At 58.5% G+C, this 15,346-nt stretch carries 18 protein-coding genes and 2 pseudogenes; 12 read left to right on the top strand and 8 right to left on the bottom strand.

Annotated elements, in window-relative coordinates:
• The first annotated feature begins 25 nt into the window (after positions 1–25).
• The 8 genes and pseudogenes from HX898_RS21240 to HX898_RS21205 form a co-directional block, all read left to right on the top strand.
• On the top strand, positions 26–877 hold the full coding sequence (locus HX898_RS21240) for a VOC family protein (protein ID WP_180195652.1): 852 nt from the start codon (positions 26–28) through the stop codon (positions 875–877).
• A gap of 92 nt (positions 878–969) precedes the next feature.
• Positions 970–1,398: a putative quinol monooxygenase gene (locus HX898_RS21235; RefSeq protein ID WP_180195651.1), complete on the top strand. Its 429-nt coding sequence runs from the start codon at positions 970–972 to the stop codon at positions 1,396–1,398.
• Between the two features lie 124 nt (positions 1,399–1,522).
• Entirely contained in the window at positions 1,523–2,242 is a 720-nt protein-coding gene (locus HX898_RS21230; RefSeq protein ID WP_180195650.1) for an SDR family oxidoreductase, read from the top strand.
• An 840-nt stretch (positions 2,243–3,082) separates the two neighbouring features.
• Entirely contained in the window at positions 3,083–4,069 is a 987-nt protein-coding gene (locus HX898_RS21225; protein ID WP_210273207.1) for an aldo/keto reductase, read from the top strand.
• Between the two features lie 89 nt (positions 4,070–4,158).
• Positions 4,159–4,626, top strand: a complete 468-nt coding sequence (locus HX898_RS21220; protein ID WP_171599235.1) for a cytochrome P460 family protein — start codon at positions 4,159–4,161, stop codon at positions 4,624–4,626.
• Positions 4,626–5,303 carry a DUF4405 domain-containing protein gene (locus HX898_RS21215; RefSeq protein ID WP_180195648.1) on the top strand — a complete coding sequence of 226 codons (678 nt, stop codon included), beginning with the start codon at positions 4,626–4,628 and terminating at the stop codon, positions 5,301–5,303. The genes HX898_RS21220 and HX898_RS21215 overlap by 1 nt, the downstream gene beginning before the upstream one ends.
• Before the next feature lie 354 nt (positions 5,304–5,657).
• Positions 5,658–6,212, top strand: a complete 555-nt coding sequence (locus tag HX898_RS21210) for a BA14K family protein (RefSeq protein ID WP_180195647.1) — start codon at positions 5,658–5,660, stop codon at positions 6,210–6,212.
• A gap of 59 nt (positions 6,213–6,271) precedes the next feature.
• A pseudogene (locus HX898_RS21205) lies at positions 6,272–6,571 on the top strand (transposase); the annotation flags it as partial.
• Between the two features lie 110 nt (positions 6,572–6,681).
• On the opposite strand, the gene HX898_RS21200 reads toward HX898_RS21205, so the two are convergent.
• A complete protein-coding gene (locus HX898_RS21200; protein ID WP_138387874.1) occupies positions 6,682–7,068 on the bottom strand; it encodes a limonene-1,2-epoxide hydrolase in 387 nt (128 codons plus the stop codon).
• Between the two features lie 159 nt (positions 7,069–7,227).
• On the opposite strand from HX898_RS21200, the gene HX898_RS21195 reads away from it, so the two are divergent.
• Both HX898_RS21195 and HX898_RS33280 read left to right on the top strand, forming a co-directional pair.
• The gene (locus HX898_RS21195; RefSeq protein WP_246697955.1) at positions 7,228–7,860 is read left to right on the top strand and encodes an AraC family transcriptional regulator; all 633 of its coding nucleotides are present in this window, start codon (positions 7,228–7,230) and stop codon (positions 7,858–7,860) included.
• The gene (locus HX898_RS33280; RefSeq protein WP_246697954.1) at positions 7,857–8,144 is read left to right on the top strand and encodes an AraC family transcriptional regulator; all 288 of its coding nucleotides are present in this window, start codon (positions 7,857–7,859) and stop codon (positions 8,142–8,144) included. The genes HX898_RS21195 and HX898_RS33280 overlap by 4 nt, the downstream gene beginning before the upstream one ends.
• Here the strand turns inward: HX898_RS33280 and HX898_RS21190 are convergent.
• Together HX898_RS21190 and HX898_RS21185 are read right to left on the bottom strand one after the other, a co-directional pair.
• Positions 8,101–8,628, bottom strand: coding sequence for a glutathione S-transferase family protein (locus HX898_RS21190; RefSeq protein WP_246697953.1), 528 nt, complete (start codon positions 8,626–8,628; stop codon positions 8,101–8,103). The two genes, HX898_RS33280 and HX898_RS21190, sit on opposite strands and share 44 nt — an antisense overlap.
• A gap of 174 nt (positions 8,629–8,802) precedes the next feature.
• Positions 8,803–9,549 carry a glucose 1-dehydrogenase gene (locus HX898_RS21185; protein WP_246697952.1) on the bottom strand — a complete coding sequence of 249 codons (747 nt, stop codon included), beginning with the start codon at positions 9,547–9,549 and terminating at the stop codon, positions 8,803–8,805.
• A gap of 107 nt (positions 9,550–9,656) precedes the next feature.
• On the opposite strand from HX898_RS21185, the gene HX898_RS21180 reads away from it, so the two are divergent.
• Positions 9,657–10,001 carry a helix-turn-helix domain-containing protein gene (locus tag HX898_RS21180; RefSeq protein WP_180195645.1) on the top strand — a complete coding sequence of 115 codons (345 nt, stop codon included), beginning with the start codon at positions 9,657–9,659 and terminating at the stop codon, positions 9,999–10,001.
• Positions 10,002–10,136: 135 nt separating this feature from the next.
• Here the strand turns inward: HX898_RS21180 and HX898_RS21175 are convergent, their stop codons facing one another.
• Positions 10,137–11,942: an amidohydrolase gene (locus HX898_RS21175; RefSeq protein ID WP_180195644.1), complete on the bottom strand. Its 1,806-nt coding sequence runs from the start codon at positions 11,940–11,942 to the stop codon at positions 10,137–10,139.
• 250 nt (positions 11,943–12,192) lie between these two features.
• Between HX898_RS21175 and HX898_RS21170 the strand changes: the two genes are divergently transcribed.
• The gene (locus HX898_RS21170; RefSeq protein WP_180195800.1) at positions 12,193–13,062 is read left to right on the top strand and encodes a LysR family transcriptional regulator; all 870 of its coding nucleotides are present in this window, start codon (positions 12,193–12,195) and stop codon (positions 13,060–13,062) included.
• Positions 13,063–13,421: 359 nt separating this feature from the next.
• Here HX898_RS21170 and HX898_RS21165 read toward each other — a convergent pair whose 3' ends face one another.
• The 4 genes and pseudogenes from HX898_RS21165 to HX898_RS21150 all read right to left on the bottom strand — a co-directional run bounded on the left by HX898_RS21165 (position 13,422) and on the right by HX898_RS21150 (position 15,129).
• Complete coding sequence (locus tag HX898_RS21165; RefSeq protein WP_180195643.1) at positions 13,422–13,886, bottom strand: Imm26 family immunity protein; 465 nt, start codon at positions 13,884–13,886, stop codon at positions 13,422–13,424.
• Between the two features lie 79 nt (positions 13,887–13,965).
• Positions 13,966–14,142 (bottom strand): annotated as a pseudogene (locus HX898_RS21160) (transposase domain-containing protein); the annotation flags it as partial.
• A 1-nt stretch (position 14,143) separates the two neighbouring features.
• Positions 14,144–14,458 (bottom strand): hypothetical protein, encoded by a 315-nt coding sequence (locus tag HX898_RS21155; protein ID WP_180195642.1) that lies wholly within the window; start codon positions 14,456–14,458, stop codon positions 14,144–14,146.
• Positions 14,459–14,643: 185 nt separating this feature from the next.
• Positions 14,644–15,129 (bottom strand): YbjQ family protein, encoded by a 486-nt coding sequence (locus HX898_RS21150; protein ID WP_180195641.1) that lies wholly within the window; start codon positions 15,127–15,129, stop codon positions 14,644–14,646.
• Positions 15,130–15,346: the final 217 nt, after the last annotated feature.

Below are 15,346 nucleotides of genomic sequence, written 5' to 3'. Positions count from 1 at the left end.
CACCCCGCGAACACAGGAGGCAACGATGTCTCGCGATCAAAAGCCAGCTACCCAACCGGACGACCCGGAGCGCCGAGCCATCCTTCGCGCCGCCGGAGGCGTTGCAATCGGCGGAATTGCCGCTGCCCTAGCAGGCGATGCAACTGCGTCCGCACATACGCCAGTCGCAACCGGCGATCCAGGTTCGCTGGGTGCCCGGCTTCAGGGCGTACAGCATTTCGGCCTGACCGTGCAGAACATGGAACGCGCGTACGAGTTCTACACAGCCGTACTCGGTGGGACCGAAGTCTTCCGCCATGGTGACTTTCAAGGCGACGCCGTGCAGAACACACTGCTTGCCGACCAGGAAATCCTGGCCAATCAGCTCGGCGTCAATCCGCGGACGATCGGCGTGCCTGACCTCAGGGACGGCGCCCAACGCCTCGATGTGCGATTCATCCAGTTCGACAACGTCGTTATTGAGCTCTTGCAGTATCGCGATGCGGACCAACCGATGGGTGGTCCCAAGGCGTTCGCGGAACCTGTGGAGCACATGAGCCCGGCTTTTCCGCGAATGATGCACATCTGCTTCTACGTCCGGGATGATGTCGACTTCAACCAGTTTATCGCCGATCTCGAGGCGGAGTCCGAGCGGCGTGGCATGACGCAGGTGCGGGCAAATCGCATCATACGTGTTTCGACAGAAGACGAACGAAAGGCGGCCCCCCAGAGCGCCAACACCAACAAAGTGACCGTTGCGCCATCAGACGGCTGGGAACTGATCTATTGCAAGGGCCCGGAGGGGGAACAACTGGAGTTCGTGAAGGCGCTTGGATCCGTGAAAAAACGGTTTGCCGATGCATTGGCGGCGCATCTGCAACTTGCGAGCGCGAAGTAAGCGCAAAAGGCATCAGCATCACTTTGCAGGCCGGCACCCGGATTTGGCCAGCGGGCCATCTTACCGCGCTTGGCAAGATAAGGAGAAACGACATGATCACTACGTTGCGGCTGCAAGCTTCGGCTATTCTGCTCGGGGGCCTGCTCGCGGGACCCGTTCTCCAAGCGGACGCGCTCGCTCAGGAAGGCCCGGGCCAGGGCTATGCCAAAATTGCAAGTGGGGCCTATTCGGTTGTTGCCGAGGTCCGTGCCAAACCGGGCAAGGAGGCCGAACTACGGGCCGTCACGCTTCCTCTTATTGACCTTGTCCGCAGCGATCCCGCAAACCTCGTCTATTTTCTTCAGGAGAACCGTGAGACCCCCGGACACTTCATCTTCTACGAGATATTCGCCAACGAAGCCGACTTTGAGGCCCATAACGCCATGCCGTATGTGAAGGAGTGGTTTGCCAAGCTGCCCGAACTCGCCGATGGCGGAGTGAAGGTGATGCGAATGCAGATCCTCGCGCCGGCTGGCGACTAGCACGCTTCCCACGAAACTGGACGTCGGCGAACGAGGGCCATCGCGGATTGCTCGGGGAAGAGCACGCCGCGCCGCAGGCGCCGCTTTTGCACACGACACCATCAAGCCAAGAAGGAGCTGCAAGATGAGACTCAAGGGCAAGGTTGCATTGGTCACAGGAGCCGCAGGTGGTATCGGTTTCGCAGTCGCGGATCTGTTCAATAGCGAGGGCGCCATTGTCATCGCCGGCGACATCAAGCCGTCCGAAAAACCATATCCCGACGCCGTCGAAGCAATGACGCTTGATGTGACCAGCGAAGAGCAATGGGCAACGGTCGTTGCCGCGATCGTCAGGAAACATGGCCGACTTGACGTGCTTGTAAACAATGCCGGCATTATCGCCTACGAGCCGCTCGACAAGCTGGAGATGAAGGACTGGCTGAAGATGATCGCCGTCGACCAGACTGGTGTCTTCCTCGGCATGCGGGAAGCAATTCGCGTCATGCGCAAGCAGCAAGCGGGTGCGATCGTCAACATCTCCTCGATCTGGGGCAGTGCAGCGGTTGCGGGTGCGCATTCCTACCATGCCGCAAAAGGTGCAGTCCGCAACATGTCGAAAAACGCGGCGATGACGTACGTATCCGACGGGATCCGGGTCAACTCCGTGCATCCGGGCTTCGTACACACGCCACTGACGGATGCACAGGCGCCAGAGCTCAATGAAGCTGTCATCGCGGCAACACCGATGAAGCGCGGTGGTAGGTCGATCGAGATCGCCTATGGCTGCCTGTATCTAGCTTCCGAGGAGGCAAGCTACGTGACCGGCGTCGAGTTGAACATCGACGGCGGTTATCTTGCCCAGTAGCGCAATAGACATGCGGGTCATCGCGGGCGGCTCTCTCTTACGAGCCGCAGACGCGATCAGTCAGACAACTTGATCCGGACCTTGTTCTCCATTTTTCGGGACCGTCTTGGGCAAGAGTCGGGAACGAATCCATCCGCGCAGTCGTGCGCGTCAGCAGTGAATGTCTGCTTTCGATTCCGTTAGCGCAAACGCCAATGACTGGATTGGGGGCGCAGACCGCCGCTCAGCGCCGCAACCTTCATGGTCCGCTTTGGCGGATGTTTTTGAAAGCCTAGTATCTTTCCCCTGGTCCGGGCGGCAGATATTTGGGCCACGTTGCATATTGCCTCCTGAGGTCATCGATATCGGCTCCGTCAGGTAAATGGCCGAAAATAACCGGCCTTCCCCAACGGCACGCCGGAGGAGCTGGCCGCCTAATATCGGCAGGTGATGACCGCCCTGCCGGTGTGGCGGGTCTGGCCTAGGACCGATCGACAATACTCCTACCGGCATTTGTCGAGCGCTGAGCAATCGTCCGAATTCAGAAGCTCCATTTCTAAACCCATGCAGATATTCCCGCCTAATCGGATGATCTCGTGGGGCTTATATCACTAACCGCCAACATGAGCCGCAAAGAGCGGGGTCATCGCTTTCGACGTCAAAAGAACGTTTCGCGAAGCGACGCCCGTTTGGTCGCGGTCAATCAGGAGACTGATCATGAATAAGCAAAGACGGATCGAGCTCAGCATCGGACGACGAGATTTTGTGGTGGGGGCGGCCCTCACTGGAGCAACCCTGCCGCTCGGATCAATGGCTGGGGCCGCGACCTCGGATACGTCAACCACGCAGACAGGATCGATTATGGAAACACGTAGACTGGGAACTCTGGAGGTGTCGGAAATCGGCGCCGGCGCCATGAGCATCAGTGGCACCTACGGCCCACCGGCCGATATTGCCCAAGGCATCCAAACTTTGCGCACCGCACATGACAACGGCGTGACCTTCTTCGACACCGCCGAAGTCTACGGGCCCCATACAAACGAAGAGTTGGTGGGTGAAGCCTTGGCACCCATCCGCGACAAGGTGAAGATCGCCACCAAATTCGGCTTCGCCCTCGACGGCACGACCGCGCGGGACAGCCGGCCGGAACGCATCAAGCGAGTTGCCGAAGAATCGCTGAAGCGCCTCAGGACAGATCGCATCGATCTGTTCTATCAGCATCGCGTCGACAGGAACGTGCCGATCGAGGACGTGGCAGGCGCCGTCAAGGACCTGATCCAGGAAGGCAAGGTGCTGCATTTCGGCTTGTCTGAAGCGAGCGCAAAAACCATTCGGCGAGCCCATGCCGTGCAGGCGGTCACGGCTGTGCAGACGGAATACTCGGTGATTGAGCGCAGTCCCGAAACGAACGGTGTCCTGGCGACATGTGAGGAACTCGGGATCGGCTTCGTGCCATGGGGACCGCTCGGGATGGGGTATCTGACAGGCAGGATCGATAGCAACACCAAGTTCGATCCGAAAACGGACCTTCGCGCGAACTTTGAACGCTTTAGCGCGGAAAACATGGCGGCGAATATGCCGATCGTTACCTTCCTGAGGCAGTTCGCGGCGAAAAAGGGAGTAACACCTTCTGCTGTCGCGCTGGCATGGCTGCGAGCACAGAAGCCCTTTATCGTGCCGATCCCTGGCACCCGCAACATCGACCACCTGGTTGAAAATCTCGGGGCGCTTCGTGTCGAACTGACGCCTGAAGATCTCGCCGAGATCAATGCCGTGCTCTCCACCATAACCGTGCATGGCGGGCGCATGAGCCCGATGTTTACGGAATCGGTCGACGTCGAAGCCTGATCTTCCGGAACGGCGGGCGCTCAAGCGGCGCCCGCTGGCATTTCCGAAGCCGCCACAGGTCACATTTCCCATATCCAGAAAGGATCCTCATGCCATCGTTCCGTTCTGTCCTTCTAGCCCTCGGCGGGGCCGCTCTGCTCCTAGCATCCGGCCTTGCCGCCGCAGCCGCCAACCGCGCGACCTTCCCGAAAGATTTCAAGCAGATGGTTATGTATGGAGATTACAGGCGCGGCTCAGGTGGCGAGCTGGCTTATGCCCTGAAGGAAACGATCGACATCGCGAAGGCTGGCCAGCCGTTACCCCCGGGCACCAGGCTTGTACTGGAGATTTATGACGACGGTGCCCTAACCGGCTACTTCGTGATGGAAAAAGGCGTGGATTGGGGCCTCGAAGTCGAGGAGGAGAAGCGCACCGGTGACTGGCATTTCCAGCAGTTCGACACCAACGGCCAGGTCAACCGCACCTCGATCGCGGAACGTTGCGAGGCCTGCCACCAAGGGCAGGAAAGCAATGATTTCATGTTCACCCGCGACCGCATGGAAGCGTATCTGCCCTGATGCCGCTTCAGGTTCGCCTGCTGATGAACGCCGTGGCGGGTGGTCTGCTAGTGGCTGCCCTGGCCTATGATTGGCTGGGCAACCTTGCCCATGAACTGATCGGCACGGCCATGTTCGGGCTGCTGATCTTCCACAACGCCTTCAATCGCCGCTGGTACGGTTCGACCGCCCGCAAGGGTAGCCGGGATCTGCGCGGCTGGCTCAACATCGTCACCATCGGCGCACTCGCGGCCGCAATGCTAAGCCTGCTGGTCACCAGCTTGATCATTTCGCGCTCTCTATTCAGCCTCTTGCCGATTGCCAGCTCGTTCGGGGCACGTCAACTGCACGCCCAGGCCGCCTATTGGGCGCTGGTGATCGTCGCGGTCCACGTCGGCATGCGCTGGGCCATGATCATGGCCTCGATGCGCGCCTGGCTGCGACTTGGCACCCCCAGCGTCGGTAGGACTTGGATCCTCCGCGCCCTGGCGCTGGCCGTAGCCGCCTACGGCGTCCACAGCTGGATGGTCATGGGTACCGGGTCGCGCCTTATGGCCGAAATGACTCTTAATCTCTGGAATTTCGAACAAGCGGCATTGCGGTTCTTTTTGCACCAGGGCGCCATTGTTGCGCTGTTCGTCTGCCTCGGGCACTACGCAACCAGCCTAATGCAATTGCGCAGGAAAGGCTCACGCTGAGTGGCATTCCGTCACAAATGACAGGTCGCGATTTCGATTCCCATCAAGACCCGATATGGCCGCTTCTGGCGGATACCGCTGACAAAGTCGCGTCGCAGGTGATGACCGCCTTTGCCGGCGTCATGGATGAGCTCCGCGTCGCATGTTTCGTGGAGCGCGCAGCGGCTTATACGGGATGACGGAGAGTGGGGCGCGTGCTTTCGCCGGGAGCCCCGCCGTCGAAGAAAATCCTTCCTGCGAAACTCCTCGAATCAAAGTCGATTTTAGGGTAAAATTAACCAGTGCATTGAGAGGGCTGAAACGTCCTTGCGCGCCGCATGCGTCGCGCAGCGCTTACGAAGGAAAGATGAGCCAATGAAAAGGTTAGCAATCGTTATCCTGTCGCTGGTGACGGCGCTGACGAGCGTCCCGCCGGCCATGGCGTTTCCCACCATTGCCGTGCCGAAAATCGAAGCCGCAGAGGCGCAGCCGGTCCAGTACAGAAATTATCGCGGCGGCTACCGCGGTGGATACCGAGGCGGCTATCGAGGCGGCTATCGAGGCTACCGCGGGGGTGGCTATCGCAACGACAATTGGGCTTGGGGTCTCGGCGGGCTCGCGACCGGCGCAATCATCGGCGGAATGCTAGCGCAGCCGTATTATGGCCGAAGCTATTACGGTCGGGGCTACTACGATCAGGGCTACTACGACCGGGGCTACTACGGATCGCCCTATTACGGTCCGCCGCGCTACTACGGCTCGACCATTTACCGTCCGCGCTACTACGCGCCGCGCTCGTACCGCCAAGTCTATAGTGGCGGCAACGGACATACGAGCTGGTGCTACTCGCGCTACCGGTCTTACAGGGCTTACGACAACACGTTCCAGCCCTATTACGGTCCGCGACGGGCGTGCGTCTCGCCCTACTAGGCTCAGGACTTATTAATTTGGTTTGAGATGTGATTCAGGCTTCCAACAGGAGGTCTGTGATGGGTGATCTGTTTCTGCTGAGCGAGCGCCAGATGGCGCGGATATCGCCGTTCTTCCCGCAGTCGCGCGGGGTTCCGCGGGTCGATGACCGGCGGGTGGTGAGTGGGATCGTCTACGTGATCCGCAATGGCCTGCAGTGGAAGGACGCGCCGGCAGGTTATGGGCCGCACAAAACGCTCTACAATCGCTTCATCCGCTGGAGCCGGCTCGGCGTCTTCGACCGCATCTTCGCTGGGCTCACCGGCGGACGGTCTAGGTCTGGGCGCATCATGATCGACGCGACTCATCTGAAAGCCCACCCGCACGGCTGCGAGCCTGCTTAAAAGGGGATGTTCCCAATTGGACGCGTTGTGCTGATCGCGGAGACAATAATCTCCGCGTCCAGCCCCATCGTTCGCAAGCCGGCGTCTCAGTCGGCAGAGAACTTCTGGACGGCGGTAACGTCGAAATAATCCCGCCACTCGACAATCTTGTCACCTTCGATCTCGAAAATGCCCATGATCATCACGCGTCCGATTTCGCTGCCGTCGGCACGCTCGAACCTGTCGAGCCTTTCGGTGAGTACGCGAGATCCGTCGGCGGCAATCGCGAGCATGTCGATATGGACCGTCGAGATGCCCATCGACGTCTCCAGTCCGTCGATCATGGCGATAGCCTCTTCGACGCCGTTCGTGACTGAAACGCCTTCGTTGACCCAGCGCGTGTTGGGTGTGAACCAGCGACGGACGGCTGGCCTTCCGCCGTCTTCCAAGAATGTGGCGCAAAAAGCCGAAACAGTTTCCGTTGGGGTGGGCATGGCAGTTCCTTTCAGGATGATTTAGAAGCCTCAACGGCCTCTGTGTTCAGCCTGAAGATAGGCTTTGAATCGCGACGCCACGATGCCAGATCTTCCGCTATCATTGCCTGATTTTCCGGAATGATTGATAATTCTGGGCAATCGAGTTAAGCTGCCTTGATGAGCGAACTCGACAAAATCCGCGCCATGGCGGTGCGCCACGCTGGCCGTCAGAGTCCTCAACTGCCGAGACTGTTCGCTTACACCCTCGACCATACAACCGAGATCGACCCGCTGATCTACGATCCTGCGGCGTCCCTGGTGATCCAGGGAACTCAGCGCATGTTTATCGGCGACAAGATGTTTGAGTACGGCCCTGGCCAAAGCATGATCGTCGCGGCTGAGATCGCTGCGTTGGGTCAGATCTGTGAGGCGTCAGAGGATCAACCGTTTCTCGCAGTCGGTCTGTTTTTGGATCCAGCCCTGCTGTCGGATCTCGTACTTGAAATGGCAGCGATACCAGAGTTGCCGATTGAATCGGGATACGGCGTTAGCACCGCGAGCGCGTCGCTTCTGGGCGCTTGGGGAAGACTACTGGAACTACTCGATCGCCCAACCGAAATCCCGGTCATGGCTCAGTCTCTGGAGCACGAGCTCATGTTTCGGCTGCTGATGGGACCGCACGGCGGCCTGCTCCGTCAGATTGCCGGATCTGACTCGCGCCTGATGCACATCCGAAAGGCCATGGCTTGGATCCGCGATCACTACACCGAGCGCCTCAATTCAAGGCGGTCGCTGCGCTCGCGGGTATGAGCGTATCCGTGTTTTACGATCGCTTTAAAGCCGTTGCCGCCGTCAGCCCGCTTCAGTATCAGAAATATATCCGGCTCCACGAGGCCCGCCGTCGCATGATCGCGAACCAGGTGAGTGCAGCCGAGGTGGGGTTTGCGGTCGGCTATGAAAGCGCCTCGCAGTTCAGCCGTGAGTACAAGCGTCTCTTCGGAGCGCCGCCAGGTCAAGACACCGAGAGAGCGAAAGCGGGCTTGGGGGGAATCAATCGGCCAAGATCGCCTGGTGCTCGACCAGATGTTGCTTGAAACGGCGACCGTAGTCCCGCCCCACGGCCGCGACGACGCTCGCTCGTAGTGCCAAAGCCTCACGCCATATGGATACGCGTGGGAGACCCTGAAATATCATCTGCGTCACGGTCGGGTTGATGAGGTCGAAATACCGGAACAGAGGCGCGAACACCGCATCAACCATGCTGAACGTCGATCCAGAGAAGTAGGGCCCTTGGTCACGCACATCTTCGAGCCTCTCTAGCCGGTTTCGGAACGCCGCCCGCTTGGCGTCTGCGGTTGCACGATCCTTGGCGTTTAGGAATTGCCAGGCTTCGGCTAGAGCCGCCGTACCATATTCGATCCACGCGCGCTGTTGAGCGCGAGACAGCGCGTCCTCAGAGTAGAGCCTTGCGCCGCCCTGCGTCTCCTCGAGATATTCGCAGATCACCATGCTTTCGAACAGAGTTGCGTCCCAGTCATCCGCTCGCTCCATCTTCGGCAAGGGCACCTTGGACGACATCACCCTACTAAAACATGTCGCGTAAAAGTGTGCAGCGGTTTTGCGATAACGACATGCGTAAAAACAAAGAGCTAAAGCGCGACAAGCGAATCTGAAAGATCGCGACGCGCTTTAGCCGTTTAATTCAGAACAGCATTCAGGTTTGAGGCCGACCCGGTATCACATCATCATGCTTTAGCGAAAACCGCCGCTGGCGGACAATCGTTCGCCGCTCAGCCAGCGCGCATCGTCGGAAGCGAGGAAGACAGCGACACCGGCGATATCATCCGGCTGGCCGATGCGGCCGAGCGGCGTCTGGGCGACGATGGTCTGTTGGAAATCCGAGCCGATGACGCCCGCCGTGTGCGTGCCCTCGGTTTCGACCATCCCTGGCAGGATGGCGTTGACGCGGATCTTGCGCGGGCCGAGTTCCTTGGCAAGCACGCTGTTGATGCCCTCGACGGCTCCCTTCGTCCCGGTATAGACGGCGGAGTCTGGCGGCGCCAGACTGGTGACCACCGAGGAGATGTTGATGATGCTGCCGCCCTCGCCGAGATGCTTCACCGCTGCCTGGGTGGTCAAGAGAACACCGAGAACATTCACGTCGAACATGCGACGATACTGTTCCTCGGTCACCTCACCGATCGGCGCGAATTCATAGACGCCGGAATTGTTGACCAGCACGTCGAGCTTGCCGAACTCCTTGACCGCAGCATCGACCAGTCCCTGTGCCTCACCGGCCTTCGAAACATCGCCCTGCACCGCGATGGCTTTGCCACCGGCCGCGCCGATCGCCTCAACCACGGCGTCCGCTCCCGCCTTGCTCGAAGCGTAGTTGACCACCACTTGCGCACCCTCCGCTGCGAACGCCTTGGCAATCGCAGCGCCAATGCCTTTGGAGGCGCCCGTTACGACAGCGACCTTTCCTGCGAGCTTAGCCATTTCTCGTTCCTTCATATCTGGACAGCCGCCGGGATTGGCAGGCTTGTTCCATAGTTCAGAAATTCGGAACTGTTGATCTCGATGTCAAGGGACGCTATATAAAATTCATGAGACCGCTCTTTCACCCAGCCCTGGAGGACATCAAGCCCGAGGCGATCCTCTATGCGCTGTCCGATCCGGAGCGCGTTGCCATTTATGCAAAGCTTGCCGGCGCCAGCGGTGGCGGGACGTGCTCCGCGCTTGCCGATCTCGGCGACCGCGTCATTCCAAAGTCATCGCTGTCCAACCATTTCAAGGTGCTGCGCGAGTCCGGGCTGGTCCTGAGCGAGCGCCAGGGTGTGGAGATGCGCAATCAAACGCGCTGCACCGAGTTGGACGAACGCTTCCCGGGCCTGATCAAGGCCATCCTGACGGCTTACGGCCAGCTTCCCGGGCAGCCGAAGACGGACTGATCGCCCCTAGAGCAGCATAGCCCCAATGGCCGCTGCCGGCGGAGGTTCGCCTAGGGTCAGGACTCGGTGATCACAGCCAGAAGATGACGGAAACTGGCTCTCTGGCGTGAAAGCGGGAGAACCTTTCCGCTGGGTTCATTTTTCCCCATGATAGCTGCCGAAGTATTTTACGGGTGACCAAGCCGGAAAAGCCTCGGGCAGTTTTGGCGATAGAGCGCTATAGTCCTGCGCACCAAACACGACCTTTCCGTCCATAATAGTCAGTACAGAAGATATAGAGCTGATTTGATCTTCCGGCACGGCGAAGTAGTCCCTGTCGAGAACGGCGAAGTCTGCCAGATTTCCGGGGGCGATTACGCCTAGCTCGGCTTCTGCATTCATGAACCAGGCTGCCCCACTGGTGAACAGTTTCAGCGCCTCAGCGCGGGAGAGCCGGTTGTTCTCGGCGAGAACCTCCGATCCGGACACAGACTTGCCGGACACCATCCAGCTTATACCAACCCACGGGTTGAACGTGGCTGCCCGGAATGCATCGGTGGTCATGGCCAGAGGGATGCCACTATCCACGAGTGTACGCAGGCGCGGTGTCTCCAACGCCTTCTCGCGACTATATGTCTTGATGAAGCCATCGGCGTGCAGCGCCATTTTGGCGTCCAGGGCGATGCCGCCCCCCAGCTTTTTCACCCGATCGATGTTCTCCGGACTAATGGTCTCAGCGTGCTCGAGACTCCATTTCAGGCCATCAAGCGGGGTCGTTTCGTTCACCTTCTCAAGGGCGTCGAGAAAGGGGGAGATGTTCTCGTCGTAGCTGGCGTGCATACGAAACGGGATACGCCGCTGGATCAGCTTCATTACATCGTGCTCGACGAAGCGCCGCATCGTCTCGGGCTCGATGACAACCGCCGGACGATCAAAGTTCTCATGATCGTGCACTTCCGCGCTCAGAACCTCCCCGGCCCCTCGATATACATGGCCATGTGCCAGAGTGGGGTGCAGGTTTTGTCCTGGGCTTATCGGCGCCGTTTTCGTGATCGCCTCGAGTTCCAGATCCACCATGTTTACCGGCCCGCCATCGCCGAGTTGCAAGTCCACAAAGGGCATGCGCACGTTGAGGCGGTTGTCTCGTGCAAGCACGTCCACCCTCGCCTGGGCCTCGGGGTATGGCCACCTGCCGCCATTATCGATGATCGAGGTCACGCCGGCCCGGTTCAGACCGTGAATGCTATAGACTATCGAACTCACTTGTTCGTCTAACGTGGGCTGCGGCACCATGGTCTCGAGGGCGAGAAACAACCAAGTATAGCCGTGGACCACACCGGTCGGATTGCCGCGGCTGTCCTTTTCGAATTCGACGTCCGGCAACTGCGGGAACCGATCGGTGCCCACGCCAAGTGCCTCCATCGCCTGCTCGTTCAAGAAAGCGCGGTTATAGGCATATTGCACGATCATGGGATGATCGGGCACGGCCTCGCGCAGTTCGGCCAGCGTGGGAAAGCGGTTCTCCTCGAATTGGTAGGGGGACCAGCCTCCGATCACCTTGACCCACTGATCCTCAGGCGTGCGTTGGGCCTGCTCGCTGAGCATGGTCAACGCCCGACGCAACGTCGGCACGCCATCCCATCTTACGTTGTAGTTGTAAGCCATGTCGTTGAGGACGTGCGTATGAGCATCGATGATGCCGGGGATGAGCCGGCGGCTGCGCGCATCAATCACCCTGGTCTCCAAATTTTTCAGACCGAGAATATCCACATCAGAGCCGACGAAATAAATGCGGCCGTCCTTGATGGCCAAAGCTGAAGCTTCGGGCTGAGCACGGTTGCCGGTGAAGATCTTTGCGTTGAAAACGATCAGATCAGCGCCGGGCTGCTCCTGCGTCATTTGTGCCTGAACCGCAGAGAAAGAAAAACTCGCCACAAACGCGATGAATATTTTTCTGAGCATTTTACCCTCGTTCGAATGATTTTCCGAATTGCGGTCATGCGCAAGCCGGCTCCGTGCGGATGCGTGCGATGGACGAAGAAGTGAGTTGAAGCCGTTAGATAGCCTATGGAATAAATCCTATATTGGCGGTTCGTGAGGCAGGTTGCGGATGCCCCCACTGGAGAGACAGCCGCAGCGAAGTTGTCATTCTCCTCTTTGCCTCGGTAGTCCTCGGTCGTGTGAAGCCGTGTTGCAAAATAAGGAACGCTTTGTGGAACTTGAGGATCTCAGAATATTTGTCGAAGTTGCTGATGCGGGCGGAGTATCGTCTGCAGCGCTGCGACTGGGCATCTCCAAGTCGATGGTCAGCCGGCGGATCACCAGGCTTGAGGCGGAACTCGGCGCACAGCTATTTGCAAGGACGACCCGCGGTATAGCGCTCACGGAAGCAGGTTTTACATTCAGAGATTACGCAGCACGGGTTTCTGCAGACTTCGATGTGGTGCGCGAAGCGATCCTGCCTGCCGGCGAGCTTCGAGGCCGCATGCGCGTAGCCGCGCCCCTGTCATTTGGTCCGACCTATTTTGCTCCCGTCCTCTCCCAGATGGCTAGCCGACACCCGCAACTGCAAATCCTTTCCTCCTATACTGATCGCTTCGTAGATCTCGTGGGAGAGGGTTTTGATTGCGCAATTCGGCTGGGGCATCTGCCGGACTCGAACCTCGTCGCAAGACGTATCGGACCGATCTTTGGCAAGCTGGTTGCGAGTCCTGCCTACATCGAGGCTCACGGTGCCCCTGAAACACCGGACGAGATTGTGAATCACCAAGTCGTTATGCGGGACGCCGAGAAGTGGCAATTCATGAATGGCGACGAGATTGTCACGGTGCGTCCCCAGGGACGCTTCATAGCTGATAACGCAATGTCCCTCGTAGCGGCCGCTCTGGATGGGATCGGGGTCGCCTATCTGCCAGAACCGCTTGTCGCGGACCATATTTGTTCGGGTGCACTGGTGCCAATCATGACGCGTCATCCGATTCCGCCAGCCGGCATCTTCGTCGTGAGGCCGCCCGGCCAGTATCCCTCTCGAAAAGTGCGAACCCTCACCGAGATGCTTATCGAACGATTTGGAACTCGTTAATCACAGCGTGCGCCGCGCCCGCCTTATGGTCTCCGCGCCACGGAGAAAAGCTGGCCTAGTCAGCACTGCGCCGCGAATGTTGAAAAATGCGGCATCCGCGATCTCAGCAGCCTACCCAATGCGGAAGCACCAACAGCGGACGGCAGCAGATCAACGAGCGCTTCTGGCTATGATCCCCATCACGAGCTCTTTGTATTCCCTGCACCATGCAGCCGCGCATGACTTCATAGTATCCGGGTTCAATGTAAGCGCTATCTCGCTCGCACCTTGACCACGACGTTTTGCCGTTTCGAAGACTGCCGCCATGAGGCGGTCGGCGCTTCGCGCCAACACCGGGCGTTCCGACAAGTAGATCATCGCTATTTTCGGGGCCGCATTGATGCCCACCACTTGTTCGAGATGCCGTTCAGATGATCACGAAGCCTGTCTTCGACATGCTCGGGACTCCAAACAGCAGCGCATTCTAGGCGGTCTGCCTCTTCAAAGCTGAGCGGAGACTCGGCATTCGCGATGGCATCATACGCTGATATTTTGCCTGAAATCCGGTCTTGCTTGAAAAACACCGCGCCGTCCAACGCGGACACCGTGGGTGGATCAACCTTTCCAACGATGGGCCATCGCCCGGACTTCGCGGCGCTGTCCATCACCCATAGCTTGAAGAGAACCGCTGGATCTCGCACGTCTTGAACTGATTCTTCACGTTCGAAAACACCGTCGAGAAAAGCGAACAGCGGATGTGTTAGGGCGACGGCGTAAAATTGCTTTCCGTTTCCAATGTCGATCCTAACGATATCGCCTCGTTTCTGCTTTCTGCCTCTGACCATCGCGCCCTCGCTGTTCGAGCGGCACGTTTAGCGGGTCCCGAGAAGTCCGCAAAGGGCCGACGGAAGCAGTTGGCACATATTACCCAGCCGGGTGATTCCACGGTAGGATACCCTCGATCTGGCTCTGCTTATGGCCGTTGACAATGGCGGTGAGCGTGTTGGTCAAATATGCAAACGGATCGACGGCGTTGAGCTTGCACGTCTCGATGAGCGAGGCGATGGTTGCCCAGTTCTCCGCTCCGGCATCATGCCCGGCACTAAGATGCAAAGGCGGTTTCATATTCAGGATAGGCCATGCCCAATATGACAATATTTATTTCCTGAACGGTTTCATTGAAATCCTCAATCGCGACGCCTTCGCATCGAAGCACCCCGAACTCTGCTGAACATGCATAGAGCTGGGCCTTGCCTTCTAAGTCATTATATTCGCCATCAATTACGAACGCGTGGAGTCGTGGATCATAATCTCGAGTGGGAACAAAACGTCCCCCTGCAACGCCCATCGACGGATCGATGGGACCAAGATCGGCGCGCCCAATGATTTTTTCTTCGTGCAGAATATCGACATTCATGGCTTCATCTCGAAGTTTGCCTCGGTTGCCTACCCACCGTATTTTCGACGAAGCTTTCAAAGTCGGCCACTGGACCGGGGCGGCCAAAGAAAACGTTCGGATCAAATCGTAAAGTCATGGCTTCGACGACGCGAGGATCAGCTGAATGTTTAAGGTACAGCTCGTTTCACCAGATAGGCGGACGCTTATAAAGCCGGAGCGAGCTTCACTGCTGTGCCGTTCGCAACCACAAGGAGGATGCCGCCGCCGCCTGAGCCGATCGTTGATAATTCGTTGTAATCCAGGTCAACCGCGATTACGGCGTCCGCGCCCACTTCCTTGGCCTCACGCTTGAGCTGGTCAAGCGCTGCTAGCCTAGCTTCCTTCAGGGCTGCTTGAGAGGTCTTCGACCGCCCGCCGAACATGTCTCGAAATGCGCTCGCGATGTCCTTGAATACATGCAAGGTAAGCGCCACCTCCACCGCGACGATGGAGATCACGCTCTCAATCTGACGTCCAGGTACATCGATCGATGTCGTAAGGATAATATTGGGAACGGGTTCGACGACGCGTTGACCGTGATCTGGTGGCGCTATCCTCGTAGCGCCGAACTTATAGCAGTCATCACAGACGCCGAACTTCACCTCCGCTTCAGGCTTATATTTGCTGCACTCATTGCAAAGCGTCTGCATTCGCTTCCCCGTTGACCGGCCCCAATCTACTGACCAGAGCCTCTTCCTGCTCCAGGTTTCAATCACAGAACAAGCGAACCCACCAGCAGCTTCTATCTGCAGTGGCGAGGTGAGAATGCAGCCATCCCGTGATGATCAGCTCTTTGATACCCTTGCCTTGCTCACCACCAGTCGGCATCCCATAGCGATGCACCATCCGCTGCGCTGGCGGATAACC

The organism is Rhizobium sp. WYCCWR 11128 (genome assembly GCF_013416305.1).
Classification (GTDB): domain Bacteria; phylum Pseudomonadota; class Alphaproteobacteria; order Rhizobiales; family Rhizobiaceae; genus Rhizobium; species Rhizobium indicum.
This window is presented reverse-complemented; position numbering and strand designations above follow the sequence as displayed.